This is a genomic window from Nonomuraea sp. NPDC049646 (assembly GCF_044465525.1).
Lineage (GTDB): Bacteria > Actinomycetota > Actinomycetes > Streptosporangiales > Streptosporangiaceae > Nonomuraea.
In genome coordinates this window covers 1-25,473 of sequence record NZ_JBITLU010000018.1, presented here as the reverse complement: position 1 = coordinate 25,473, position 25,473 = coordinate 1, and the positions used below count along the sequence as shown (strand labels likewise).

20 protein-coding genes and 1 pseudogene are annotated in these 25,473 nt (G+C 73.3%); 12 read left to right on the top strand and 9 right to left on the bottom strand.

All coding sequences use genetic code 11. The features are described from left to right. Nucleotides 1–4: 4 nt before the first annotated feature. The 5 genes from ACIBQ8_RS40200 (at nucleotide 5) to ACIBQ8_RS40180 (ending at nucleotide 3,569) form a co-directional block, all read left to right on the top strand. Nucleotides 5–1,060, top strand: a complete 1,056-nt coding sequence (locus ACIBQ8_RS40200; RefSeq protein ID WP_397194658.1) for a winged helix DNA-binding domain-containing protein — start codon at nucleotides 5–7, stop codon at nucleotides 1,058–1,060. Between the two features lie 104 nt (nucleotides 1,061–1,164). Continuing rightward, nucleotides 1,165–1,848 carry a hypothetical protein gene (locus ACIBQ8_RS40195; protein ID WP_397194657.1) on the top strand — a complete coding sequence of 228 codons (684 nt, stop codon included), beginning with the start codon at nucleotides 1,165–1,167 and terminating at the stop codon, nucleotides 1,846–1,848. A gap of 79 nt (nucleotides 1,849–1,927) precedes the next feature. Next, entirely contained in the window at nucleotides 1,928–2,530 is a 603-nt protein-coding gene (locus tag ACIBQ8_RS40190; RefSeq protein WP_397194656.1) for an exonuclease domain-containing protein, read from the top strand. Nucleotides 2,531–2,556: 26 nt separating this feature from the next. After that, entirely contained in the window at nucleotides 2,557–2,919 is a 363-nt protein-coding gene (locus ACIBQ8_RS40185) for a hypothetical protein (protein WP_397194655.1), read from the top strand. 83 nt (nucleotides 2,920–3,002) lie between these two features. After that, nucleotides 3,003–3,569 carry a DUF4291 domain-containing protein gene (locus ACIBQ8_RS40180; RefSeq protein WP_397194654.1) on the top strand — a complete coding sequence of 189 codons (567 nt, stop codon included), beginning with the start codon at nucleotides 3,003–3,005 and terminating at the stop codon, nucleotides 3,567–3,569. A 173-nt stretch (nucleotides 3,570–3,742) separates the two neighbouring features. Here the strand turns inward: ACIBQ8_RS40180 and ACIBQ8_RS40175 are convergent, their stop codons facing one another. Then, nucleotides 3,743–4,735, bottom strand: coding sequence for a hypothetical protein (locus ACIBQ8_RS40175; protein WP_397194653.1), 993 nt, complete (start codon nucleotides 4,733–4,735; stop codon nucleotides 3,743–3,745). Nucleotides 4,736–5,473: 738 nt separating this feature from the next. Here ACIBQ8_RS40175 and ACIBQ8_RS40170 point away from each other — a divergent pair. The 7 genes and pseudogenes from ACIBQ8_RS40170 to ACIBQ8_RS40140 all read left to right on the top strand — a co-directional run. After that, nucleotides 5,474–6,376, top strand: a pseudogene (locus tag ACIBQ8_RS40170) (RNA polymerase sigma factor); the annotation flags it as partial. Nucleotides 6,377–6,658: 282 nt separating this feature from the next. Further along, nucleotides 6,659–7,417 (top strand): class I SAM-dependent methyltransferase, encoded by a 759-nt coding sequence (locus ACIBQ8_RS40165; RefSeq protein WP_397177541.1) that lies wholly within the window; start codon nucleotides 6,659–6,661, stop codon nucleotides 7,415–7,417. Nucleotides 7,418–7,428: 11 nt separating this feature from the next. Continuing rightward, entirely contained in the window at nucleotides 7,429–8,367 is a 939-nt protein-coding gene (gene add, locus ACIBQ8_RS40160) for an adenosine deaminase (RefSeq protein ID WP_397194652.1), read from the top strand. A gap of 157 nt (nucleotides 8,368–8,524) precedes the next feature. Continuing rightward, nucleotides 8,525–12,394, top strand: coding sequence for a Pls/PosA family non-ribosomal peptide synthetase (locus ACIBQ8_RS40155; protein WP_397194651.1), 3,870 nt, complete (start codon nucleotides 8,525–8,527; stop codon nucleotides 12,392–12,394). Continuing rightward, complete coding sequence (locus ACIBQ8_RS40150; protein WP_397177570.1) at nucleotides 12,391–13,686, top strand: M1 family metallopeptidase; 1,296 nt, start codon at nucleotides 12,391–12,393, stop codon at nucleotides 13,684–13,686. The genes ACIBQ8_RS40155 and ACIBQ8_RS40150 overlap by 4 nt, the downstream gene beginning before the upstream one ends. Nucleotides 13,687–13,776: 90 nt before the next feature. Then, complete coding sequence (locus tag ACIBQ8_RS40145; RefSeq protein ID WP_397194650.1) at nucleotides 13,777–15,585, top strand: molybdopterin-dependent oxidoreductase; 1,809 nt, start codon at nucleotides 13,777–13,779, stop codon at nucleotides 15,583–15,585. Beyond that, the gene (locus ACIBQ8_RS40140) at nucleotides 15,522–15,812 is read left to right on the top strand and encodes a molybdopterin dinucleotide binding domain-containing protein (RefSeq protein WP_397194649.1); all 291 of its coding nucleotides are present in this window, start codon (nucleotides 15,522–15,524) and stop codon (nucleotides 15,810–15,812) included. Before ACIBQ8_RS40145 ends, ACIBQ8_RS40140 begins: the two co-directional genes overlap by 64 nt. On the opposite strand, the gene ACIBQ8_RS40135 is transcribed toward ACIBQ8_RS40140, so the two are convergent. From ACIBQ8_RS40135 to ACIBQ8_RS40100, 8 genes are all read right to left on the bottom strand, one after another. Next, nucleotides 15,805–16,287, bottom strand: a complete 483-nt coding sequence (locus ACIBQ8_RS40135) for a metallophosphoesterase family protein (protein WP_397194648.1) — start codon at nucleotides 16,285–16,287, stop codon at nucleotides 15,805–15,807. The two genes, ACIBQ8_RS40140 and ACIBQ8_RS40135, sit on opposite strands and share 8 nt — an antisense overlap. A gap of 7 nt (nucleotides 16,288–16,294) precedes the next feature. Next, nucleotides 16,295–17,029: an SRPBCC domain-containing protein gene (locus tag ACIBQ8_RS40130; protein ID WP_397177549.1), complete on the bottom strand. Its 735-nt coding sequence runs from the start codon at nucleotides 17,027–17,029 to the stop codon at nucleotides 16,295–16,297. Between the two features lies 1 nt (nucleotide 17,030). Next, nucleotides 17,031–17,618: an ArsR/SmtB family transcription factor gene (locus ACIBQ8_RS40125; protein ID WP_397177550.1), complete on the bottom strand. Its 588-nt coding sequence runs from the start codon at nucleotides 17,616–17,618 to the stop codon at nucleotides 17,031–17,033. Nucleotides 17,619–17,649: 31 nt separating this feature from the next. Next, the gene (locus ACIBQ8_RS40120) at nucleotides 17,650–18,876 is read right to left on the bottom strand and encodes an RNA polymerase sigma factor (RefSeq protein WP_397177551.1); all 1,227 of its coding nucleotides are present in this window, start codon (nucleotides 18,874–18,876) and stop codon (nucleotides 17,650–17,652) included. Further along, nucleotides 18,873–19,217, bottom strand: coding sequence for a YciI family protein (locus ACIBQ8_RS40115; protein ID WP_352331477.1), 345 nt, complete (start codon nucleotides 19,215–19,217; stop codon nucleotides 18,873–18,875). The genes ACIBQ8_RS40120 and ACIBQ8_RS40115 overlap by 4 nt, the downstream gene beginning before the upstream one ends. A gap of 14 nt (nucleotides 19,218–19,231) precedes the next feature. Further along, complete coding sequence (locus tag ACIBQ8_RS40110; protein WP_397177553.1) at nucleotides 19,232–19,768, bottom strand: ATP-binding protein; 537 nt, start codon at nucleotides 19,766–19,768, stop codon at nucleotides 19,232–19,234. A 114-nt stretch (nucleotides 19,769–19,882) separates the two neighbouring features. Further along, entirely contained in the window at nucleotides 19,883–22,231 is a 2,349-nt protein-coding gene (locus ACIBQ8_RS40105) for a SpoIIE family protein phosphatase (protein WP_397177554.1), read from the bottom strand. Between the two features lie 24 nt (nucleotides 22,232–22,255). Beyond that, nucleotides 22,256–25,473, bottom strand: a 3,218-nt coding sequence (locus ACIBQ8_RS40100) for a response regulator (RefSeq protein WP_397194647.1), incomplete at its 5' end; no start/stop codon positions are given.

Sequence of the window (25,473 nt, the reverse complement as noted above, 5' to 3'; positions counted from 1 at the left end):
GTAGATGCTCACCCTCAGAGACCTCAACCGCGCCACCTTGGCCAGGCAGCACCTCCTCGCCCGGCACGAGGGCCGCCCGGCCGACGTCGTGCACCGGCTGGCCGGGCTCCAGGCCCAGGAGCCGCGGCCGCCCTACCTGGGGGTGTGGACGCGGCTGGCCGGGTTCCGGCGCGACGACCTGCACGCCTCGCTGCACGCCGGCGACCTGGTGCGGGCGACGATGATGCGGGCCACGCTGCACCTGGTGACGGCGGAGGACTTCGCGTCCCTCCGTCCGCTGCTGCGTCCCATGCTGGCCGCCGCGGCGCGCCGGTTCGAGGGCGTCGACTTCGAGGTCGTCGCCGCGGTAGCCGACCGGCTGCTCGCCGACGGGCCGCTCACCTTCAACGAGCTGCGTCCCCTGCTGCTGAAGGAGTTCCCCGGCGCCGACGAGCGGGTGCTCGGTTACGCCGTGCGCATGATGACGCCGCTGGTCATGGTGCCGACGCAGGACCGGTGGAGCTTCCCGCGCGAGTCCGCCTTCGGGCTGCCCGGCGTCGACCTGGACCCGGCGTCCAGCATGGAACGCCTGGTCGAGCGGTACCTCGCCGCGTTCGGCCCGGCCACGCCCGCCGACGTCCAGACCTGGTCGGGGCTGGGCGGGATGCGGGCCGTCATGAAGGGGATGGAGCTGGACCGGCTCGCCGACGAGACGGGACGCGAGCTGTTCGACCTGCCCGGCGCGCCGCGGCCGGGCGGCGACGTGCCCGCCCCGGTGCGCTTCCTGCCCGACTTCGACAACCTCGTCCTGGGGCACGCCGACCGTACGCGGGTGCTGGCGGACGAGTTCAGGCCGCTGGTCGCGACCAAGAACCTGCGGATCAAGGCCACGTACCTGGTGGACGGGTTCGCGGCGGGCACGTGGCAGATCAAGCGGTCCGGCAAGAAGGCCAAGCTCCTCATCAGCCCCTTCGCCGCACCGACGCCACTGGACGTCCTGGAGGAGGAGGGGCTCGCCCTCCTCACCTTCGCCGAACCCGACGCGACCACCCACACCCTCGAACACACCGCACCCAACTGACGTCATGGCCGAGCTCTCGCGCCACCTGAGCGACATCGGCCCGACCGAACGCACTCAACGGCACCGACCACGTCGCCGAAGAGCGAAGCCAGACAATGATCGATATGCCACCTGAGAGCAAGCGAACAGTTCAAGAGCTTCATCGCTACCTCCTGAACCAGCTGAACGCCGTCTTACGCCGGCCGGGGATGTTCGGCGGCGAGATGGCGCTGAGGCTCTACCTGGATGCGATGGCCTTCGCCGACGACCGTGAAGCCCTCTGGCGAGAAGAAATGGAGCAACTCCGGATACGAGAGTGCTTCCTGTCCACGGGGGTGCGCGGAGCGTTCCGGCTGCTCTGGGAAGACGATCACGAGGGTGCGGTGTCGTCGGTCTATGCCGAGATCGCCCACCGGCGGGGCTGGCTGGAACTGGATCGGACGCTTTCCTCAGCCGAGTACGACGAGATACTTCGCACCAGCACGTCGTGGTGCGGGCAAGATCGGTTCCTCAGCGAGGTCCACACGACGTTCGGGCCTCCGTCGGTCCTGTTCGGAGGCGCCAACCCCAACTTTCCCAAGACGCTGGCCTACTGCACGAACCGTCCCGAAGACCCGCTGATCTGCTTCCATCTCTGGAACGGCTTCGCGTCCCCGCTCGACGGCAGATCACCTCCCGTCCACGCCGAACCTGCGCTCCTGGCGATACGCAGCGGTGGCGCACGGTTCATCGACGGCTTCACTTTCACCCCGGAGGGAACCTCCCGCCGTCGGTCGGTCGGGCGCGCACGTAGTAAGGGGTCTTCGTAGCTGGGTGTCCCAGTTGCGTGGGTGGCGGCGGGGTGAAATTGGGGTGCCGGAGCCGGGGGTGCGTCCCTACTCTCGGCGCATGGGCCACGAATTCGCTCTGTTGAACGTCATCGACGTGGAAGCCACCTGCTGGGACGGACAGCCGCCGCCCGGGGCCGTCAACGAGATCATCGAGATCGGCCTGACCGTCGTGGACGTGCCGGCGCGGCGCCGGGTGTCCCGTCACCGCATCCTGGTCCGTCCCACCCGATCGGCCGTGAGTGACTTCTGTACCGAACTGACCGGCCTGACGCAGGCCGAGGTGGAACAGGGTGTCACCTTCGCCGAGGCGTGCCGGATCCTTGCCGAGGAGTACGACGCCGGGGAGCGTCCCTGGGCGAGCTGGGGCGAGTACGACCGCCGGCAGTTCGCTCGGCAGAGTCAGGCCGACGGGGTGGCCTACCCGTTCGGCCATCCGACGGAACGCACCCACACCAACGCCAAGGCCGTGTTCGCAACGGCGTACGGGCTGCGCAGGAAGCCCGGCATGGATCACGCTCTGCAGATCGCCGGACTGCCGCTGGAGGGACGCCATCACCGCGGCGAGGACGACGCCTGGAACATCGCGGCACTCGTCCTCGACCTGGTGGGCCGCGGGGCATGGCCGCCCGACCACGGTGTCTGTGGGCCGGCGCGTCAGTGATCATGTTGGGGTCGGGAGGGGGCAGGGTGACGGGGGCGGTTTCGAGGTCGGCGACGCCGGACGAGGTCCGGCGGGCGCGGGCCGAGACGGCGATGAGCCTTCCGGCTCCGCTGCCGGCGCTGTGGAGCGCGCGGGACGGCCTGCACACCGAGTCCGGTGTCGTGGTGTACCCGGCGGGGGACATCGGTGAACGCAACGCCACCTACGAGGTCGCGCGGTATGCGCCAGGATTCCTCCTCGTCGGCGACGACAGCGGTGGCCGCGGATTCCTCGTGCGTGCCGACGACCAGGCCTCGGCCGTGTACTCCTCCGACCTGGGCGATCTGGACCCTGCGTACTTCGACGTCGTGGCCGCGGACTTCGCGTCCTGGATCGAAGCACTCGGGTGAGGGGCACGACGCGTCAGCGAGCCGCTTCGGCCGGGGTGAAAAGGCTTCGCGATGTGGGTGCGCCGGATGGCAGGGTGCAGCGCATGGCACCCCAGTACCAGGTTCGCGCCGACTACGACGCCGACACGATCGTCGTCTACCAGGCATACGCACCCGCCATAGCCGAGCCGGCGCTGCGCGCGGGCCGTTTCGTTGCGCCGTTCTCGTTCCACCGGATGACCTGGATCAAGCCCTCGTTCCTGTGGCTCATGCACCGCAGCAACTGGGCCCGCAAACCCGGTCAGGAGCGCGTTCTCGCAGTGCGGATGACCCGGCAGGGCTGGGAGGAGGCACTGTCCCAGGCCGTGCTCACGACGGCGGATCCGGCAGCGGTGGCCCAGGCGGCCGTACACGTCCAGTGGGACCCGGAACGGTCGTCGCGCGGAGCGGCGCTGAACCACTACAGCATCCAGGTCGGCATCGGCCGCGACCTGATCCGCACCCTCACCGACGACTGGATCGTCAGCCTCACCGACCTCACCCCGCAGGTCCGCAAGGCCACGGTATTGATACAAACCGGGCACGCCGCCAAGGCTCAGCGGCTGTTCCCCGCCGAGCGGGTGTATCCACTGCCGCGAACGCTGGAACGCCTCCTCTCCTCGGGGAGATGACAGGGCGGGAGGACGAGCACACCCTGTTCACCGGGATCGTCACCCTCCTGCGCGAGGAGAGCGGCCGCGTCAAGGTCCCGCGCGGGTGCTCGACGTGGAGCCGTTGTCCGCGGGGTGATGCCGTCGGGCAGGTCGGACAACGTCCACCACCGACTGCCCCAACGGCGGCCCGGTCAGGCGAGGCCGAGGTCGCGGCGCACGCGGGCGTAGTGGCGGCCCGGCAGCAGGCTGCCGACCGCCCACGGCTGGTTCTCCGGCATGCGCCTGCCCGCGCCCTCCAGCAGGCGCTGCGCGCTGGTGAGGTGGCCGCCGTGGTAGAGCGCCGCGCCGAACAGGTGTGCGGCGTCCAGCGCGCGCGGATGCGGCGGGCCGCCCTCGCGCCACTTGCCGGCCGCCGCCACCAGCGGGCCGGCCACCTCGGGGTCGCCGAAGTAGCCTTCGAGGACCTGCCGGGCCGTACGCTCCGACTCGCCGATCCGTCCCCACGCGACTTCGAAGTGGGCCAGCGCCAGCGCGGCCGTCACCGGGTCGCCCGCCGGCGCCGCGTCCGCCGCGTGGCGGGCGAAGGCCAGCACCTCGCCGTCGGAGCCGTACCACTTGCCGCACAGCACCTGGACGCGGGTGTAGTGGCCCAGATACAGGTGCGGGGCGCGGGCGGTCAGCTCCGCCCAGAGGCGGTCGAGCTCCTGCCGGTCGGCCTGCGTGCCGAGCGCGTGCCACTGCAGCCGCTCCCACGGAACGGGATCGTCCGGACGGGCCTCGGCGGCCTGCCGCAGCGGGACGGCGGCGTCCGCCAGCACCTCGTGGAAACGGGCCAGGCGCTGATCGCCCACGTACGCGGCGTAGGAGCCGCCGCGGATCGCCCAGGCCCGCTGGATCCGGGCGGCGCCGAGCCAGAGCAACGCGTCGGGGTCGTCGCCGGCCAGCCGGAGCAGCGCCTCGGTGTGCGCGCGGGCGGCTATCCCCAGTTGCTCGACGCGCAGCGCCCGCACCTCGTGGTCGTCGCGCGCCTGGCGGACCAGCTCCAGGCCGGGCTCCAGCCGTCCGGCCCGCACCTGGCGCAGCGCCTGCTCCAGCGCGGGATCCTCCCACGACCGGCCCGGACGCATCCGCGAGGTCTTGTCGAGCAGCTCGGCCGCGGTCGTGATCACCCGTATCAGGGACATCCGTGATCAATACCGCACGTGATCATGGTGTCGCAACAGCGGGACTCACATGGGGGGCACGTGCGTGGCCGGGCATCGCGCCTGGAGGACGGCCGTCATCCGTGCGACCTCCAGCGGCACGTTCTGGATCACGGCCAGCTCGTGGGCGCGGCGCAGGCAGGCGGACGCTTCGGCCGGGCGCCGCAGCGCGATGAGGCTGTCGGCGCGCAGGCACAGCGCCGCGCGCGAGAGCGGACTGCGCGCACTTCGACGCCTTGGTGCCGTCCCCGTAGCAGTACGAGACCCAGACGTGGTCATAGGTGCCCGACCTTGCCGTTGTCGAAGAAGGACCGGACGTTCTTGTACGGGCTCTGGTGAGGGGGCGCCGAAAGGAGCGGGCGTCTTCTGGAGTGCCGTCGATCGGAGGGGGCGGGGGCGAGGTGGCGGGGTCGGGGGGCTGGTCAGGGGGCGGATGTCGGCGGCGGATCAGCGGGAATCGGGTTTTCGTCGAAGCCACGTTCGAGGAAGTGTTGGGTAGCCTGGTCAGAGACGGCCCTGCCAGGCCCCGCTTCTTCCGTTCCCTCATGCCCTGAAGGTTCCGACGCCTATCGGCCCGCTACGTTTCCCCGCCGGCCCTGCCCGCAGGCCGGCTCAGTCACTGAGCGTCCACCCAACGCGAGCGAGGAGAGAATTTTGTCCCAAGCAGCAGAGGTTCTCGAACTGGACGACACCATCGCCGACGGTGGCACGGCCGTCGGCGCCGACTCGGTCAAGACCTATCTGAAGGAGATCGGGCGCGTCCCGCTGCTCACCGCCGAGCAGGAGATCGAGCTGGCCAAGCGCATCGAGGCCGGCCTGTTCGCCAGGGAACGGCTCGACAGCGAGCCGGGACTGCCCTCCGACCTGCGTGCCGACCTGGAGTGGATCGCCGACGACGGCCTTCGTGCCAAGCGCCGCATGCTGGAGGCCAACCTCCGGCTCGTCGTCTCCATCGCCAAGCGTTACACCGGCCGCGGCATGCTCTTCCTCGACCTGATCCAGGAGGGGAACCTCGGCCTGATCCGGACGATCGAGAAGTTCGACTACCGGCTCGGCTACAAGTTCTCCACCTACGCCACCTGGTGGATCAAGCAGGCCATCACCCGTGCCATGGCCGACCAGGCCCGGACGATCCGCATCCCCGTGCACATGGTCGAGCTGATCAACAAGGTGGCCCGCGTGCAGCGCCGCCTGCAGTCCGACCTGGGCCGCGAGCCCACCCCCGAGGAGATCGCCGCCGAGACCGATCTCGACGTCGAGCGGGTGTCGGAGGTGCAGGGCTACGGCCGGGAGCCGATCTCCCTGAGCACGCCGCTCGGCGAGGAGGGCGACAGCGAGTTCGGCGACCTGATCGAGGACACCGAAGCCGTCTCCCCGGCCGACGCGGTCTCGTTCACGCTGCTGCAGCAGCAGTTGCACAGCCTGCTCGACCAGCTCTCCGAGCGCGAGGCGGGGGTGATCACGATGCGCTACGGCCTGGCCGACGGCAAGCCGCGCACCCTCGACGAGATCGGCCGCGTCTACGGCGTCACCCGTGAGCGCATCCGCCAGATCGAGGCCAAGACCATGTCCAAGCTGCGTCACCCCTCCCGGGCCATGGCGCTGCGCGACTACCTGAGCTGACCGCCCGATCCCCGGGAGGGCAGCACGCGACACGCCGAGCAGGGCTCGCCGTGTGGACGTGGAGCGTCACCGCCTTGTCGACCGAAACAGCCGCCGCGACGCCGGCGCGACCAGCGACAGGCACGACCTCCGTCCACCCCGGCGACCGCGTGCCGCGCCCCCGCCGCCCGATGACGAGGCCGCCGACGAGACGTCCAGGGGTGGGAAAGGGCAGGTAAAAGGGGGCTCTGGAGTGTGTGGAGCCCGGAGCGGGCCGGGTGGGCCGGACCTACTCTGCCCAACGTGAAACGCTCCCGTACGAGCCTCGTCCACCAGGCCGCCTACGCGTTCCGGCACCCCCACAGGATCGCTCCCCACCTGCGCCGGCTGGCCCGCGACACCTGGTTCAGGCTCCGCACCCACGACCACGTCACCTACTACCGCGCCGTCATGAGGTCCGACACGGCCCGCGACCCCGAGGGCGCCGTGGGGTCGCACCGGCACCGGCGCTGGCTCGCCCTGGGCCGCATGCAGTTCGACTACCTGGTGGAGCACGGGCTCAAGCCCGACTGCCGGATGCTGGAGATCGGCTGCGGGAACCTGCGCGCCGGCCGGCTGTTCATCGGCTACCTGTTCACCGGCAACTACTACGGCGTCGACATCTCGCCCGACATCCTGCTGGCCGCCCAGGACACGATCGAGAAGCACGCGTTGCAGGACAAGCTGCCGTACCTGGCGCCGGTGCGCGACCTGCGGCTGGCGTTCCTGCCGGACGAGTACTTCGACGTCGTCCACGCCCACAGCGTCTTCTCGCACTCGCCGATCGAGGTCATCGAGGAGTGCTTCGCCAACGTGGGCCGGGTCATGAAGCCGGACGGCTGGTTCGACTTCACCTTCGACCGGACCGAGGGCAAGGAGCACCACGTCCTGCGCGAGGACTTCTACTACCGCACCGAGACGCTGGTCGAACTGGCCCGCCGGCACGGGCTGAAAGCCACTTTCATGGACGACTGGGAGCAAGGCCCACATAAGCAGTCGAAAATCCGCATCACCCGGCGATAACCTCCCGGAGAGTGAGAGACCTCCGCCTGCTTCCCAAGGCCCACCTGCACGTTCACCTGGAGAGCACCGTACGGCCCGCGACCGTGCGCGAGCTGGGCGGCCCGCCCGAGCCCGAGGGCACGTTCGCCAGCTTCCGCGAGTTCGCCGACCAGCGGGCCAAGGTGCGCGACCTGCTGCGCACCCCCGAGCACTTCCGGCGCGTCGCCCTGGAGTTCTGCGAGGACGAGGCCGCCCAGGGCACCCGCTACGTCGAGGTCACCTTCACCGCCGCCGCCCACGGGGAACGGCTGGGCGCACCGGAGATGCCGCTGGAGGCGGTGCTCGACGGCCTGGCCGAGGGCAGGCGGTACGGCATCGAGGCCCGGGTGCTGCTCGACCACTCCAGGCGGCGGCCCCTGGAGCGGCTGTGGCGGACGTACGAGCTGGCCACCCGCTACGACGAGGTGATCGGCCTCGGGCTCGCGGGCGACGAGGCCCATCCGCTGGCCCCCTTCGCCGAGGTGTTCGCCGCGGCCGGGGACGCGGGCCTGCACCTGGTGCACCACGCGGGCGAGGCGGCCGGGCCGGCGAGCATCCGCGAGGCGCTGGACCTCGGCCGCACCGAGCGGCTCGGCCACGGCATCCGGGTGCTGGACGACCCGGCGCTGGTGGCCGAGGTGCGCGAGCGCGGCGTCCCGCTGGAGGTCTGCCCCACGTCGAACGTCCTGCTCGGGCTGGTGCCGTCGCTGGCCGAGCACCCGCTGCCGCGCCTGCGCGAGGCGGGGCTCGCGGTCACGGTCAACACCGACGGCGAGACCGCGCTGGCCGAGGAGTACCGGCGGCTGCGCGAGATCTTCGGGTTCGGCGACGACGTCCTGGCCGAGCTGGCCCGCGCCTCGATCAGGGCCTCCTTCGCCCCGGACGCCCTCAAGGCGGACCTGCTGGCCGCCGTCGACGCCTGGCTCCGCTGACCCGACCGGCCCCCGCCGGGCACGGCGATCTCCGTCACATCGTGGAATAGTTGGCGAATCGGCGACCGTTGCGAACGGAGGTGGCGCGAACGCCACGACAGTGGCAGCCCGCGGCCTTGACGGGCCGGGGCCGACCGCCCGACCGAAGGAGCAGCGTTTGCGCACCGACTCGGCAGACTTACGACTCAGGACCGCGTCGGCGGTCTACCCGGCGGGCATGCTGGCCGCGCCGCCCCGCACCCTGATCGACATCCTCGACGAGACCGCCCGCCGCCACCCCGGCGCGCCCGCGCTGGACGACGGCGACGTGTGCCTGGACTACCGGTCGCTGCGCGCCGAGGTCGACCGGGTCGCCGCCGAGCTGGCCGCGGCCGGCGTCGGGCGCGGTTCCCGGGTGGGCGTGCGCATCGCCTCCGGCACCGCCGAGCTGTACGTCTCCATCCTCGCCGTGCTCGCGGCCGGCGCCGCCTACGTCCCCGTGGACGCCGACGACCCGGACGAACGCGCCGAACTCGTCTTCGCCGAGGCCGCCGTGGACGCCGTGCTCGACGGCGGCCCTGTCACGCCGGTCACACCTGTCATGCCGGTCACACGGGTCCGCCGGGAGGCCACGCCCGAGCGGCCTGCCCCGGACGACGACGCCTGGATCATCTTCACCTCCGGCTCCACCGGCCGGCCCAAGGGCGTGGCGGTGACGCACCGGTCGGCCGCCGCGTTCGCCGACGCCGAGGCCGGGCTCTTCCTGCAGGACCGGCCGCTCGGCCCCGGTGACCGGGTGCTGGCCGGGCTGTCGGTGGCCTTCGACGCCTCCTGCGAGGAGATGTGGCTGGCCTGGCGGCACGGCGCCTGCCTGGTGCCCGCGCCCAGAGCCCTCGTGCGCACCGGCATGGACCTGGCCCCCTGGCTGGCCGGGCAGGGCGTCACCGCCGTCTCGACCGTGCCGACGCTGGCCGCGCTCTGGCCCGCCGCGCACCTCGACGGCATCCGGCTGCTCATCTTCGGCGGCGAGGCCTGCCCGCCCGAGCTCGCCGAGCGGTTGGCCGTGCCCGGCCGCGAGGTGTGGAACACCTACGGGCCCACCGAGGCGACCGTGGTGGCCTCGGCCGCCCGCCTGACGGGGGAGGGGCCCGTACGCATCGGCCTGCCCCTGGACGGTTGGGACCTGGCGGTCGTGGACGGCGCGGGCGAGCCGGTCGCCATGGGCGAGACCGGCGAGCTGATCATCGGCGGCGTGGGCCTGGCCCGCTACCTCGACCCGGTCAAGGACGCCGAGAAGTACGCGCCGCTGCCGTCCCTGGGCTGGGAGCGCGCCTACCGCAGCGGCGACCTCGTCCGCGCCGAGCCCGAGGGCCTGATCTTCGCCGGCCGCGCCGACGACCAGGTGAAACTGGGCGGACGCCGGATCGAGCTCGGCGAGGTGGACGCCGCGCTGAACGCGCTGCCCGGCGTCACCGGCGCGGCGGCGGCCGTCCGCACCGCGGGCGGCGGCCACCAGGTGCTCGTCGGCTACGTCGTCACCGGGCCCGGCTTCGACGCCGGACGGGCCCGCGAGCTGCTGGCCGGCTCGCTGCCCGCCGCGCTCGTGCCCCGCCTGGCCCCCGTGGACGCCCTGCCCACCAGGACCTCCGGCAAGATCGACCGGGACGCGCTCCCGTGGCCGCTGGCCGGTCCGGCCGCCGCGGACACCGGCCTGACCCCGGCACAGGCGCTGCTGGCCGCGCAGTGGACCGAGATCCTCGGCGTGCGCCCGGAAGGGCCGGGATCGGACTTCTTCGCCGACGGCGGCACCAGCCTGGCCGCCGCCCGTCTGGTCTCCGTGCTCCGGGCCACCCACCCCGACGTGGCCGTCGGCGACGTCTACGCCCACCCGACCCTCGCCGGGCTGGCCGAGCTGCTGGCCGCCAGGGGCGGGACGCACGCCCCCGCGCACGCGGCGGCCGCCCCCATGCCCAGGCGCGCCGCGCTGGCGCAGACCGCGCTCATGATCCCGCTGCTGACCGTGGGCGCGCTGCGCTGGGCCGTGCCGCTGGCCGCCCTCGGCAACGTGCTCGCCCCGCCGTGGGCGCCCCGGCTGTCGTGGTGGTGGGTGACGCTCGGCGCGCTGGCGTTCGTCACCCCCATGGGACGCATGGGCCTGTCGGCGGCTGTCGCCCGGCTGCTGCTGCGCGGCGTGCGCCCCGGCGCCCATCCGCGCGGCGGCGGCGTGCACCTGCGGTTGTGGTTCGCCGAGCGGTTCGCCGACCGGCTCGGCGTGCCCGACCTGGCCGGCGCGCCGTGGATGGCCTGGTACGCCCGGCTGCTCGGCGCCACCGTCGGCCCGGACGCCGACCTGCACTCGCCCCCGCCGATCACCGGCCTGCTCAAGCTGGGCAGGGGAGCCTCCGTCGAGCAGGAGGTCGATCTCGCCGGCCACTGGTACGACGGCGACCTGGTGCACGTCGGCGAGCTCCGCATCGGCGCGGGCGCCACCGTCGGCTCCCGCTCGACCCTGCTGCCCGGCGCGCGGATCGGCAAGAACGCGCAGGTCGCGCCCGGTTCCGCGGTGGCCGGGACGGTCCCGTCGGGCGAGCGCTGGGCCGGCGTCCCGGCCTTCCGCCAGGGCAAGCCGCGCCGTTCCCGGCCGGCCGGGCGCGCCGCCCGCTCCCGCCCGTGGGTCGCGCTGTACGGGGTGAGCGCGATCGTGCTCAGCCTGCTCCCGGTGGCCGCGGCCGGCGTCGTGCTCGCCGTCCTGGCCGCCTTCGCCGGGGACGAGCCCACGCTCGGCGGCGCGCTGGCCGCCGCCCTGCCCGCCGTGCCCCTGGCCACGGTCGCCGGCATGGCCGCCTTCGCCCTGGTCACGCTGGCCGGGGTGCGGCTGCTCGGCCTGGGGCTGCACCCCGGGCACCATCCGGTGCACAGCCGTCCGGCCTGGCAGGCGTGGGTGACCGGCCGGCTGATGGCCTCGGCCCGGGTGTGGCTGTTCCCGCTGTACGCCAGCGTCCTGACGCCCGTCTGGCTGCGGGCGCTCGGCATGAAGGTGGGCCGCGGCGCCGAGCTGTCCACGGTGCTCGCGCTGCCCACGATGACCTCCGTCGGCGACGGCGCCTTCCTGGCCGACGACACCATGGTGGCCCCGTACGAGCTGGACGGCGGCTGGATGCGCCTGGCCTCGGCGCGGATCGGCAAGCGCGCCTTCCTCGGCAACTCCGGGATGACCGCCCCCGGCCGCAAGGTGCCCAAGGACGGCCTGGTCGGCGTGCTGTCGGCGACGCCCAAGAAGGCCAAGTCGGGCTCCTCGTACGTCGGCATGCCGCCCATGGAGCTGCGCCGCACGGCCGAGGAGGCCGACCGCAGCAGGACCTACGACCCGCCCGCGCGCTACCGGGCGGCGCGGGCGCTGGTCGAGGTGTGCCGGGTGGTGCCCGCGATGGGCGTGGTCGCGCTGGCCGTGCTGGCGGTGGCCGCGTTCGAGTGGCTGGCCGCCGGTCACGGCTTCGCCGTGGCCGCCGCGCTGGGCGGGCTGGTCGTGCTGGCCGCCGGGGTGCTCGCGGCGGCGGTCGCGACGGCCGCCAAATGGGCGCTGGTCGGCCGGATCAAGGCCGGGAACAGGCCGCTGTGGAGCTCGTTCGTGTGGCGCAACGAGCTGGCGGACAACTTCGTCGAGGTGCTGGCCGCGCCCTGGTTCGCCCAGCCGTGGCTGGGGACCGCCCCGCTGAACGTGTGGCTGCGCTCCCTCGGGGCACGCATCGGGCGTGGGGTCACCTGCGAGACGTACTGGCTGCCGGAGGCGGATCTGGTGACGCTCGGCGACGGCGCGTGCGTCAACCGGGGATGCGTGCTGCAGACGCACCTGTTCCACGACCGGGTCATGAGCATCGACACGGTGACGCTGGAGGAAGGCGCGACGCTCGGCCCGCACGGCGTCGTCCTGCCCGCCGCGCGGGTGGGCGCGGGCACGACGGTCGGGCCGGCGTCCCTGGTCATGCGCGGCGAGGCGCTGCCCGGCGGCAGCCGGTGGTTCGGCAACCCCGTCTCGGCGTGGCGATGACGGCGTACTTCCCGGGGCACGGCGACCACCGGTACGCGGTCGAGCACTACGACCTGGCGCTGCACTACCGGGTCGCGGCCAACCGGCTCGACGGCACGGCCCGCCTGACCGTCTCGGCCGTCGAGCCGCTCGCCGAGCTCGCCCTCGACCTCGGCCACTTCCGCGTCCAGGGCGTCACGGTGGACGGCCGGGCCGTCCGCCACACGCACGGCCAGGGCAAGCTGCGCCTCACCCTGCCCCGCCCGCCGGCCGCCGGGGAGCGGGCCGTCGTCGAGGTCCGGTACGCGGGCACGCCCGTCCCCATTCGCAGCCCGTGGGGCGGGCTCGGCTGGGAGGAGCTGACCGACGGCGCGCTCGTGGCCGGTCAGCCGATCGGCGCACCCTCGTGGTTCCCGTGCAACGACCGGCCGGACGACAAGGCGTCCTACCGGATCTCGGTGACGACGGCGCCGGCGTACCAGGTGATCGCCAACGGCGTGCTCACCGCCAGGCGGCGGGCGTCCGGGACCACGACGTGGGTCTACGAGCAGGCCGAGCCGATGGCGACGTACCTGGCCAGCGTGCAGATCGGGCGCTACCAGCTCTCGGAGGCGGGCGGCACGCGCCTGGCCCATCCCGCCCGGCTGGCCGCCCGCGCCCGGCACGACTTCGGCCGCCAGGGCGAGATGATGGCGCTGTTCGGCGAGCTGTTCGGGCCCTACCCGTTCAGCGGCTACACCGTCGTCGTGGCCGACGACGACCTCGACATCCCGGTCGAGGCGCAGGGCATGTCGATCTTCGGCAGGAACCACGTCGACGGCGCGCGCGGCTGCGAGCGGCTGGTCGCGCACGAGCTGGCCCACCAGTGGTTCGGCAACAGCCTCACCGTGGCGGGGTGGGCCGACATCTGGCTGCAGGAGGGGTTCGCCACCTACGCGGAGTGGCTGTGGTCGGAGCGCTCTGGCGGCCCGCCCGCCGACGAGCACGCGCTGCGCTGGCACCGCAGGCTCGCCGCGCTGCCGCAGGACTTCGTGCTGGCCGACCCCGGCCCGGCCGTGCTGTTCGACGACCGCGTCTACAAGCGCGGCGCGCTGACCCTGCACGCCCTGCGCCGGGCGGCCGGCGACCAGGCGTTCTTCACGATGCTGCGCTCCTGGGCCGACAGCCGCCGGTACGGCAGCGTCACCACGCGGGAGTTCGCCGCGCACGCCGGACGGCACGTCCCGGCCGGCGCGCTGCTGGCCGCGTGGCTGCACGAGCGGCCCCTGCCGCCGATGGCGGGCGGCGCGCTGGCCCGCGACCGCGGCGCCTGACCGGCCCCGCGCCGCACACGCGCCGACCTGGTCGGACGGTCGCCGGGGTGGCGGCTCGGGGACGGGCGCGTCCACTCATAGCCTGGTCACATGGCGACCCGGCTGGCGACCTGCAACCTGTGCGAGGCCATGTGCGGCCTGCGCGTCGACCTGGACGGCGACCGGATCACCGGCATCCGCGGCGACGAGGACGACCCGCTGTCGGCCGGGCACCTGTGCCCCAAGGCGGTGGCCCTGCAGGACGTGCGCGAGGACCCCGACCGGCTGCGCCGTCCCGTGGTCCGCACCCGGGACGGCTGGCGCGAGGTCTCCTGGGCGGACGCGTTCGACCTGGTCGCCGCCCGGCTGGCCGGGACGCGCATCGTGCACGGTCCCGACGCCGTGGCCGTCTACCTCGGCAACCCGGTGGTCCACAGCCTGGGCGCGCTGACGCACGCGCCGCCGTTCGCCCGCCTGCTGGGCACCCGCAACCGCTACTCCGCCGCCTCCCTCGACCAGCTCCCGCACCAGTACGTCGCCCGCCACCTGTACGGCAGCCAGTGGCTGCTCCCCGTGCCCGACATCGACCGCACGGCCTACTTCCTGGCCTTCGGCGCCAACCCGGCGGTCTCCAACGGCAGCGTGATGAGCGCGCCCGGCGTCGTCCGGCGCATCCGCGACCTGCGCGCCCGCGGCGGCCGGATGGTGCTGTTCGACCCGCGCCGCACGGAGACCGCCCGCCTCGCCGACGAGCACCACTTCGTCCGCCCCGGCACCGACGCCGCGCTCATCCTGGCCATGGTCGGCCTGATCATCGGCGGCGGCGCCGCCCGTCCCGCGCCCTACGTGGACGGGCTCGACCGGCTGGCCCCGGCGCTGGAGGCGTTCACGCCGGAGCGGGCCGCGGCCGTCACCGGCGTGCCGGCCGAGGTGATCACCCGGATCGCGGCCGAGTTCGCCGCCGCGCCGAGCGCCGCCGCCTACGGCCGGATCGGCGTGTCCACCCAGCGGTTCGGCACCCTGTGCCAGTGGGGGATCCAGCTGCTGAACCTGGTCACCGGCAACCTCGACCGGCCCGGCGGCACGCTGATGAGCAGGCCGGCCGTCGACCCGGTGCGCAACCGCCTGATCGACCCCGGCCACGAGGGCAGGTGGCGCAGCCGGGTGCGCGGCCTGCCGGAGTTCGGCGGCGAGCTGCCCGCCGCGGCGCTCGCCGAGGAGATCCGCACGCCCGGCGCGGGGCAGGTGCGGGCGCTGGTGACCATCGCCGGCAACCCGGTGCGCTCGGCCCCCGGCGGGCACGAGCTGTCGCGGGCCCTTTCCGGGCTCGACTTCATGGTCAGCCTCGACTTCTACGTCAACGAGACCACCCGGCACGCCGACGTCATCCTGCCGCCCACCGACCTGCTCGAACGCGACCACTACGACCTCGTCTTCAACCTGGTCGCGGTCCGCGACCACGCCCGCTACACCCCGGCCGTGCTGCCCAGGACGCCCGGCGCCCGGCACGACTGGGAGATCCTGCGCGAGCTGGCCCGGCGGTACCGGCGCCTGGTCCGGGCCGGGTCGCTGCCCGACCGGCTCATGCTGCGGCTCTCGCCGGAGCGGATCGTGGACCTCGGGCTGCGGGCGGGGCCGTACCGGCTGAGCGTGGCGCGGCTGCGCCGCCACCCGCACGGGCTGGACCTGGGCCCGCTCAAGCCGAGCCTGCCGGGCCGGCTGCGCACGCCGGGCCGCCGCGCCCGGGCCGCGCCGCCCGTCCTGCTCGACGGGCTCGCCCGCGCCCGCGCCGAGCTGCTGGCCCCCGCCCCCGCCGGGCTGCTGCTGATCGGCAGGTCGGCGGGGTGCATGAGCAGGTGCGCGCCCGCGGTCTCGCCGACGGCGCGCCGGTCCGGGTGCGCTCCCGCAGCGGCGAGGTGACGGTGGAGGTGAGCGCGAGCGAGGACGTCATGCCCGGCGTGGTCAGCCTGCCCCACGGCTACGGCCACGACCGGCCGGGCGTGCTGCTGTCGGTCGCGGCCACGCTGGGGGGCGCCAGCGCCAACGACCTCACCGACCCCTGCCTGCTGGACGAGCTCACCGGCACGGCGGCGCTCAACGGCGTGCCGGTCACCGTCGAGCCGCTCACCGTCGAGCCGCTCAGGTGACGGGCACGATCTCCGCGCGGGTCAGGACGCCGTCCCGGACGGTCAGCAGCCCGATCGTGCCGTGCGGCTGGCGGCGGCGGTCGGTGGGGGAGCCCGGGTTGAAGATGCGCAGCCCCTCGCCCGACTCGTCGAGCGGGATGTGCGAGTGGCCGAAGACCACCAGGGCGGCCTCGGGGAAGCGGCGGCGCAGCCGGGCCAGGCGGCCCTTGGCCGGCCCGCTGTCGTGGATCATCCCGATCCGCAGGCCGTCCAGGGTCAGCTCCAGCGTCTCCGGGGCCACCACGTCGGGGCCGTCGTTGTTGCCCTTCACCACGTGCACCGGGGCGTAGGCGGCCAGCTCGTCGAGCACCGCGCGCACGCAGACGTCGCCGGCGTGCAGGATGACGTCGGCGCCGCGCAGGTGCTCGGCCACCCGGGGCGGGCAGGCGCGCCACCGCCGGGGCGCGTGGGTGTCGGACAGCGCCACCACGTTCATCCGGAAGTCATGCCCGATCCGCGGCCAGATCCTCCAGCCAGGCGCGCCAGGCCGCAGCCTGCCCCGCGGGGTCGCCGAACAGCAGGTGCATGGCGAGCAGGCCGCCGCCCATGCCCTGGACGAACCGGTAGAGGGCGTCGGGGGCGCGGACGCCGACGGTCTGGGCGTTGCGGAAGTAGACCACGCCCTGGACCGGTGGCAGGCCGGGCGGCGCGAGCCGGACGGTGTCGCCGGGCTCGGGGCGTCCGCCGAGAGCGGCGTACAGGGCCCGCCAGGCGCGCGGCCAGTCGCTCACCGGCGGGCCGGACTCGGTGAGCGGGGCGGCGGCCCGGCCGGCGAAGTGGCCGAGGTACTCCGTCAGGGTCGCGAAGAACAGGGCCAGGCCCGTGGACATCGCCTCGTACTCCTGCTCCCAGTCGTCGCCGGGCAGGAAGCCGCTGGTGACCATGCGGAGCAGGGTGCTGCCCTGGCCGCGGCCCTCCAGCAGGAACTCGTAGGCCACGAAACGGCCGTCGGGGCCCGGGACGCCGGAGTGGGCGAAACGCTTGAGCGGGTCTTCGGCGGTCACTCTGGACTCGGGCAGGTCGGCCCCGGCGAAGGCGGTGCGGATCGCGCCGCCCTCGACCTCGTTGCGGCCCATGAACCACGAGTCGATGCCCGGCCCGGTGGTGATGGCCTCCCACACCTGCTCGGGCGTCGCCTCGACCATGGACTCCAGCGGGATCTCGAACTCGCGCCCCACCTCAGGCGTCCTTCTTCACGGACGGGTGCACGGCGACGATCAGACGATGATCCCGCCCGCCTTCCGCGGACTCGTCATGATATTTGCTGACCAGCGAGGTCACGCACTGCGCCAGCTCCTCGGCGAACGCGGCCCGGTCGGCGGCCGAGGCGAAGCGCACCTCGCCGTCGATGGCGAACGTGGCCACCTTCTTCTGCGCCTGGGCCGCGCCGGTGATCAGCGTGCCGACGTCGCGGACGAGCTGCGCCGCCAGGGCCAGCAGCCAGCGCGCCGACAGCCGGTCGGGGGAGCGGGCGGGGTCGGGCTGCACGGCGGCCAGAGCCGTGGGGGAGATCACGAAGGAGGCGGCCGTGGCCTGCATGACGCGCTCGGTGACGTTGCCCTTCCTGCGCTCCTCGACCAGCTCGACCAGCCCGTGGCGTTCGAGGGTGCGCAGGTGGTAGTTGACCTTCTGCCGGGCCAGGCCCACCTTGGCGGCCAGGGACGTGGCAGAGCCCGGCTCGACCAGCTCGGCCAGCAACTTCGACCGCATCGGGTCGAGCGACGCCTCGGCGGCCGCCGCGTCTTCGATCACTGCCACTTCGTACATGTCTGCACGATCGCACCGAAAAAAATCGTTGTCAAGCCAGCCGGGCGGCCTTGCCCTCCAGGTAGCGCTGCTCAGGCAGACTGAGCGTACGCCGGGCCGCCTCGCGGAAGGCCAGCGCCGCCCCCTCCGCGTCGCCCTCCATCTCCAGCAGGTGGGCGCGGACCGCCGCCAGCCGGTGGTGCCCGGCGAGCCGGTCGTCGGCGGCCAGGCCGTCGAGCAGGTCGAGCCCGGCCCGCGGGCCGTGCACCATGGCGGCGGCCACGGCCTGGTTGAGCCGGACCACCGGGTTGTCCTCCAGCCCGGCCAGCACGCCGTAGAGGGCCAGGATCTGCGGCCAGTCGGTCTCGGCGGCGGTGGGCGCCTCGTCGTGCACGGCCGCGATCGCCGCCTGCAACTGGTACGGGCCCAGCGCGCTGGTGGCCAGCGCCTTGCTGACCAGCTCGACGCCCTCCTCGATCAGCCGCCGGTCCCACGACGAGCGGTCCTGCTCGGCCAGCGGCACCAGCGAGCCGCCCGGCCCGGTGCGCGCCGCCCGCCGCGCCTCGGTCAGCAGCATGAGCGCCAGCAGCCCGGCGACCTCGCCGTCGCCGGGCAGCAGCCGGTGGACGAGCCGGGCCAGCCGGATCGCCTCGCCGGTCAGCTCGGGCCGTTGCAGGTCGGGCCCGGAGGTGGCGGTGTAACCCTCGTTGAAGATCAGGTAGAGGACGTGCAGCACCACGCGCAGCCGCTCGGCCCGCTCCTGCTCCGGCGGCGGGCCGAACGGCACCCCCGTGGACCTGATGCGCTGCTTGGCCCGGCTGATGCGCTGGGCCATCGTCGCCTCCGGCACCAGGAACGCCGCCGCGATCTGCGCCGTGGTCAGGCCGCCCACGGCCCGCAGCGTGAGCGCGAGCTGCGAGGGCTCCGAGAGCGACGGGTGGCAGCACAGGAACAGCAACGTCAGCGTGTCGTCGCCGGACGGCGTGCGCTCCTCGCCCGGCGCCGGCTCGACGAACTCGTCGGCCGGGACGGCGACCGCCGCGCTCTCCTCCCGCCGCCGGCGCGCGCTCTCGCTGCGGAAGTGGTCGATGACCCGGCGGGAGGCGACCGTGATCAGCCAGGCCCGCGGGTTGTCCGGCACGCCCTGGACGGGCCACTGCACGGCGGCGTCGAGCAGCGCCTCCTGGACGGCGTCCTCGCAGGCGTCGAACTGCTCGTAACGGCGGACGAGCACGCCGAGCACCTGCGGCGCTAGCTCGCGCAGCAGCCCTTCGATCACTCCGCCACCTCGTCGATGACGGGCCGCACCTCCATGGCGCACAGACGCGCGTCCGGCCAGCGCGCGGCGATCTCGGTGGCCCGCTCGACGCTCGCGCAGTCGACGATCAGATAGCCCGCCAGGTACTCCTTGGCCTCCAGGAAGGGGCCGTCGGTGACGGCGGGCACGCCGTCGCGCACCATCACGGTCTTGGAGGAGGCGGGGTCGCCCAGCGCCTGGCCCCCGGCCAGCTCGCCGTTGGCCTCCAGCTCGGCCATGAGCGCGTCGACCTCGGCCATGACCTGGTCGAACCCGTCGGCGACGGCCTGCTGGGCGGCGGGGTTGCTGTAGATGAGCAGCATGTATTTCACCTGCCTCATCCTAGGGTTCCGGGAAATCCTGCCGGGCCCGGCAGCCCCGGATCGGACGACGGCAGGACCGGATCGGCCGCCGGCAGCGCGGGCTCGGCCGATGTCAGGGCGGGCTCGGCCAGTCGTGGGAGGCGTTCAGGGGGCTGGCCGGGGGCGGGCCGCACGTTCATGTGCAGGAGTAACCGGGAGCCCTGCGGGCTCTGGTCGAGCTCGACGCGGTCGCACAGGTGCTGGATCAGCCACAGCCCGAAGCCGAACCCCGCCGAGTGGGCGCGGCCGTGTTCGGCCGCGGCCAGGTGGGCGGCGCTGAGCCGGCCGGACTCGTCCGCGATCTCCACCGTGACGCCGCCGGAGTCGGTGCGGGCCAGCACGGTGCCGGTGCCGCCGCCGTGGTCGAGGACGTTGGTGACCGCCTCGTTGACCGCCAGCACGAAGTTGTCCAGGCGCTCACCGGACAGCCCGCCGCGGCCGGCGTGCTCACGCACGAGGCGGCGGATGGCGTCGAGATCGGTGCTGATGGGACAGCGTAGCTCCGGTTCCATGCCCATGGTCTGATCAGTCCTGCCTGGGTGTGGCGTGGCGGGGGACCCGGCCTTGGTTGCTTACCAGACGGACGCCCGGCAAACTCCCGGGCCGCCCGGCCACGGCGCGGACGGCTACTGGAGGCGGGCGCCGATGATGCACGTGTCGTCGTCGGTGTCGGAGTTGCTGTGCGTCAGGAGGTGGTCGAGGCGCTGCTCCAGGGTGGCCGCGGGGTGCCGGGCGGTGTCCAGGAGCCGCTGCTGGGACTCGTGCAGGTTGACGTCCCGCCGCTCGATCAGGCCGTCGGTGTACATGAGCAGGATGTCGTCGGAGGCGAGCTGCACGTGCGTCTCCTCGTACTCGGCCTCGGCGACCGCCCCGAGCAGCAGGCCCTTGGTCAGGTCGAGCTCCCTGGCCTGGCCGTCGCGGACCAGGATGGGCGGCAGGTGCCCGGCCCTGGCGTAGCGCAGCACGCGGGTGCGGGGGTCGAACAGCCCGCAGATCGCGGTGGCCGTGACGTTCGCGGTCAGGTGGTGGGCGACCAGATTGAGCCAGGTCAGCAGCTGGGCCGGCCCGGCGCCGGTGGCCGCCAGGCCGCGCAGCGCGTTGCGCAGCACGACCATGCCGGTGGCCGCCTCGATGCCGTGGCCGGCGACGTCGCCGACCGACAGCATGATCTGCTTGGTGGGCAGCACGACCGCGTCGTACCAGTCGCCGCCGACCAGGTGTTCCTTCTCGGCCGGCCGGTAGCGCACGGCGATCTGCAGGTCGAACGCCTCCAGCGGCTCCCGGCTCGGCGGCATGATCGCCTGCTGGAGCTGCAGGGCCAGCCGGTTGCGCTCGGCGGCCTGCTGCTCGGTGTGGGCGAGCTGGTCACGGGTGGCGGCCAGCGCCACCTCTGTCCAGTGCTGGGAGGAGATGTCCTGGTAGGCGCCGCGGATGGACAGCAGCAGGCCGCTGTCGTCGAAGACGGGCTCGGCGACCACCCTGATGTGCCGCACGGTGCCGTCGGACCGCTGGAGCCGGTAGGCGGTGGAGGCCGGACGGCGGTGGTGCAGCACGGCCCGGACGAACCGGCCGATGGCCACGGCGTCGTCGGGATGGGCGTGCGTGGCCAGGTGTTCCAGCGGGATGGGCGGCTCGTCGGGGGACATGCCGTACAGGTCGTGGAGCTGGGCGCTCCAGACGATCTCGCCGGTGAGCAGGTTCTCCTCGAAGCCGCCGATGCGGCCGAGCCGCTGGGCGTGCTGGAGCAGGTTGGCGAGCTGGGCGTCCTGGTCCTGCAACCGCCAGATGAGCAGCACGCCGTCGCCGAGCCGGATGATCGCGATGCCCGCCACGGTGTGCAGGGGGATCTGGTCCACCAGGGCCGTGATCGTCATCTTCTCGGCCCTGAAGGTCTCGCCCGTGGCGTGCACGTGCTCGATCCTGGCCAGCAGCGCGCCCTCCTCGGCGGCCAGCGGGTACGCCTCCAGGAACAGGCTCCCGACGACCTCGCCGCGCGGCCGCCCGGCCGGGTCGAGGAAGCGCGGGTTGGCGTGCACGATGCGGAAGTCGGTCAGCCGGCCCTCGGTGCCGAGCTGCGGGCGCAGCACCAGCGCCGCGTCCGGCAGCGCGTCGGCCAGGTCGATCAGCTCGGGCAGGACCTGCGACTCGTGGGCTGCCTGGTCGGTGCTCTCGAAGGTGTGGGCGCACAGGTCGGCCAGCACCTCGATCTGCTTGACGACCCGCGCGTCGGGCTGCGGCATCGCGTGCGGCCAGCCGATCTCCAGCACGCCCAGGATCCGGCCGCCCGTCCCGGCCGGCGCGGTCGCCCGCGCGCCGGGGGTCTGACGCTGCCCGATCGAGGGCAGGCCGACGGCGGCCAGGTCGTCCAGCCACACCGTGCCGCGGGCCAGCAGCGCGCGGCGGGCCGGCGTGGCCACGCCCGGCGGCACGTAGCGCCAGCGCCTGGCCTCCTCGTCGGCCAGCCCCGCGTACCCGGCCAGGGTGAGCGAGGCGTCCGGCCCGGCCTCCCAGATGGCGACCGTCGTCGCGCCGAGCGCGGACAGGGCCTGATCCAGCAGCGACTGCGCCACGGCCTGCGCGTCGGTGGCGGTCAGCGCGCCGTTCTCGGCGGTGCGCAGCCGCACCGCCACCTCCGCCGACTCCTCGGCGCGGGCCGAGCTCAGGAAGTCGCGGGCGGCCTCGCTGATGCGGTCGTGGGCGGCCTGGTTGATGATGTCGGCGGCCAGTTCGAGCTGCGTCACCCCCGCCTGGTCGGCCAGGGTGGCGAGCTGCCTGGCGGCGGCGGCCAGGCTGCACTGCAGGCGCTCGACCAGGACGCCCTTGGCCACCTCGACCAGGGCGCGGCCCTCGGCGGCCCGCTGGGCCTCCAGGATCTGGCTGTGCAGGCGGTCGACCGTCGCGGCCAGGCGGCCGAGATTGGGCGGCTCGGTACGCTCCGGCGGCACTGCGGCCGCCGGATCGTGCGGGTGGTGCACTGCGTTGCTCCTTGGGGGGACGGGTCAGGCGCCGAGCCAGTGACGGATGCGTTCGACCAGATGGTCGGCCTCGACCGGCTTGGTCACGTAGTCGCTCGCGCCGGCCGCCAGCGCCTTCTCCTGGTCGCCCGGCATCGCCTTGGCGGTGACCGCGATGATGGGCAGGTCGGCGTACTGCGCCATCGCGCGGATGCGGGCGGTGGCGGTGTAGCCGTCCATCTCGGGCATCATCACGTCCATCAGCACCAGGTCGATCTGCGGGTGGGCGACGAGCGTGTCGATGCCCTTGCGGCCGTCCTCGGCGTGCAGCACGTCGATGCCGTGCACCTCCAGCATGCTGGTCAGCGCGAACAGGTTGCGGGCGTCGTCGTCGACGATCAGCACGGTCCGGCCCGTCAGCGAGGTGTCGATCTCGGCCCCGGCGAGCTGGTTGATGTTCCCGGCCCGGATCAGCGGCAGCACGTCGCCGGGCTGGTCGGCGGTCAGGTGCAGGGCGATGCGCTCGCGCAGCTCGTCGAGGCTGGACAGCAGCTCCAGCGGCTGGCCGCCCTCGCGCGTCTGCAACGGCACCGCCTGCTGGGAGCTGGCCCGCCAGTTGTTGTAGGCCAGCACCGGCACCGAGTTCAGGGCCTGGTCGCCGTCCATGGCCTCCAGCAGGCGGTAGGCGCTCTGGTCGGGCAGGTCGAGGTCGAGCACGATGCAGTGGCAGGGGTCGGCGGCGAGCGTGGCCGCGGCCTCCTGCGCGCCGGCGGCCGTGACGATCTCGATCGTCTCGTCCTTGCTCAGCGCCAGCTCCGTCACCACGCTCTCGGCCACGTGCGAGAGCAGGCCCTGCGGCCGTTCCTCGATCACGAGCAGGCGGCGCGGCTGCGGCTGGTGGGGCCTGGCCGGCGCGGCCGTCTCCTGGCCGGGCGTGGCGACGCGGGCGGTCTCGACGACCACCGAGGGGTCGGCCAGGGCCTTCTTCGGGGAGAGCCCGATGAAGTCGGGACGGGCGATCGGCAGGTAGAGGGTGAACACGCTGCCCTGGCCCGGCGTGCTCTGCGCCCCGATCGCGCCGCCGAGCAGGTGGGCGATCTCGCGGCTGATGGACAGGCCGAGGCCGGTGCCGCCGTACTTGCGGCTGGTGGTGCCGTCGGCCTGCTGGAAGGCCCCGAAGATGGCTTCGAGCTGCTGGGCGGCGATGCCGATGCCGGTGTCGACCACCCGCACGGCGATGGCCGCGCCGTGCTGGCGCACCGAGGCGGGCAGCTCGTCCTGGGCCGCCGGCTCGATGCGCAGCTCGACGCTGCCGGTCTCGGTGAACTTGACCGCGTTCGACAGCAGGTTGCGCAGCACCTGCCGCAGCCGCGAGTCGTCGGTCACGACCTCCACCGGGATGCCGGGGGCGTTCGTGATCGTGAAGTCGAGGCTCTTCTGCGACGTCATCGGCCGGAACGTGGCCTCGACGTAGTCGAGGAGCTGGCGCAACGGCACGCGTTCGGGGTTGATGTCCATCTTGCCCGCCTCGACCTTGGACAGGTCGAGGATGTCGTTGATCAGCTGGAGCAGGTCGGAGCCGGCCGAGTGGATGATCTCGGCGTACTCGACCTGCTTGGGCGTCAGGTTGCGCGTGTGGTTCTGGGCCAGGAGCTGGGCCAGGATGAGCAGCGAGTTGAGCGGGGTGCGCAGCTCGTGGCTCATGTTCGCCAGGAACTCGCTCTTGTACGTGGAGGCCAGCGTGAGCTGGTGGGCGCGGTCCTCCAGCTCCTGCCTGGCCTGCTCGATCTCCAGGTTCTTGGTCTCGATGTCCTGGTTCTGGCGGGCCAGCAGCGTGGCCTTCTCCTCCAGCTCGGCGTTGGAGCGCTGCAGCTCCTCCTGCTGCTGCTGCAGCTCCTCCGACCGGGCCTGCAGCTCGGTCGCCAGCCGCTGCGACTCGGCCAGCAGCTCGTCGGTGCGGGCGTTGGCCACGATCGTGTTGAGGTTGACGCCGATCGTCTCCATGAGCTGGTCGAGGAAGGCCCGGTGGACCGGCGTGAACGCCTGCACCGAGGCCAGCTCGATCACGCCGAGCACCTGCTCCTCGACCACGATCGGCAGCACCACCACCGAGGCGGGCTCGATCGTGCCGAGGCCGGTGGAGATCCGGACGGAGCCGGAGGGCACGTCGTCGACGGCGATGACCCGGCGGCTGCGGGCGGCCTGGCCGACCAGGGCCTCGCCGAGCCGGAACCGGGTGGGCCTGCCGGGGTCGGCCGGGTAGCCGTAGGCGCTGATGAGCTGGAGCTCGTTCTCCTCGGCCAGGAAGAACGCGCCGTACTGGGCGCTGACCAGCGGGGCCAGCTCGTTCATCACCAGCTCGGCGACGGCCGCCAGGTCGCGGTGGCCCTGCATGAGGCCGGACATGCGGGCGAGGTTGGACTTGAGCCAGTCCTGCTGCTCGTTGGCGGTCGTGGTCTCGCGCAGCGACTTGACCATCGAGTTGATGTTGTCCTTCAGGTCGGCCAGCTCGCCCTCGGCGTCGACCGTGATCGAGCGGGTCAGGTCGCCGGAGGTGACCGCGCTGGTGACCTCGGCGATGGCGCGCACCTGCCGGGTCAGGTTGGCGGCCAGCTCGTTGACGTTCTCCGTCAGCCGCTTCCAGGTGCCGGAGACGCCCTCGACCTCGGCCTGGCCGCCGAGCCGTCCCTCGCTGCCGACCTCGCGGGCCACGCGGGTGACCTCGGCGGCGAAGGAGGAGAGCTGGTCGACCATCGTGTTGATGGTGGTCTTGAGCTCCAGGATCTCGCCGCGGGCGTCGACGTCGATCTTCCTGGTCAGGTCGCCGCGGGCGACGGCCGTGGTGACCTGGGCGATGCTGCGCACCTGGTTGGTCAGGTTGTCGGCCATCGAGTTGACGTTGTCGGTGAGGTCCTTCCAGGTGCCGGCCACGTTCGGGACGCGGGCCTGGCCGCCGAGCTGGCCTTCGGTGCCGACCTCGCGGGCCACGCGGGTGACCTCGTCGGCGAACGCGCTCAGTGTGTCGACCATGGTGTTGATCGTCTGGGCGAGCGCCGCGACCTCGCCCTTGGCCTCGACGGTGATCTTCTGCGACAGGTCGCCGCGGGCGACGGCGGTGGCCACCTGGGCGATGCTGCGCACCTGGCTCGTCAGGTTCGACGCCATGACGTTGACGTTGTCGGTGAGGTCCTTCCACGTGCCCGACACGCCCCGGACGGTGGCCTGACCGCCCAGGTTGCCCTCGGTGCCCACCTCACGCGCCA

Excerpts from the sequence above, each read along its gene's own strand:
- ACIBQ8_RS40200 (WP_397194658.1), top strand. The coding sequence starts at position 5 with ATGCTCACCCTCAGAGACCTCAACCGCGCCACCTTGGCCAGGCAGCAC.
- ACIBQ8_RS40195 (WP_397194657.1), top strand. The coding sequence starts at position 1,165 with ATGCCACCTGAGAGCAAGCGAACAGTTCAAGAGCTTCATCGCTACCTC.
- ACIBQ8_RS40190 (WP_397194656.1), top strand. The coding sequence starts at position 1,928 with ATGGGCCACGAATTCGCTCTGTTGAACGTCATCGACGTGGAAGCCACC.
- ACIBQ8_RS40180 (WP_397194654.1), top strand. The coding sequence starts at position 3,003 with ATGGCACCCCAGTACCAGGTTCGCGCCGACTACGACGCCGACACGATC.
- ACIBQ8_RS40175 (WP_397194653.1), bottom strand. The coding sequence starts at position 4,735 with ATGTCCCTGATACGGGTGATCACGACCGCGGCCGAGCTGCTCGACAAG.
- ACIBQ8_RS40150 (WP_397177570.1), top strand. The coding sequence starts at position 12,391 with ATGACGGCGTACTTCCCGGGGCACGGCGACCACCGGTACGCGGTCGAG.
- ACIBQ8_RS40145 (WP_397194650.1), top strand. The coding sequence starts at position 13,777 with ATGGCGACCCGGCTGGCGACCTGCAACCTGTGCGAGGCCATGTGCGGC.
- ACIBQ8_RS40135 (WP_397194648.1), bottom strand. The coding sequence starts at position 16,287 with ATGAACGTGGTGGCGCTGTCCGACACCCACGCGCCCCGGCGGTGGCGC.
- ACIBQ8_RS40125 (WP_397177550.1), bottom strand. The coding sequence starts at position 17,618 with ATGTACGAAGTGGCAGTGATCGAAGACGCGGCGGCCGCCGAGGCGTCG.
- ACIBQ8_RS40115 (WP_352331477.1), bottom strand. The coding sequence starts at position 19,217 with ATGCTGCTCATCTACAGCAACCCCGCCGCCCAGCAGGCCGTCGCCGAC.
- ACIBQ8_RS40110 (WP_397177553.1), bottom strand. The coding sequence starts at position 19,768 with ATGGAACCGGAGCTACGCTGTCCCATCAGCACCGATCTCGACGCCATC.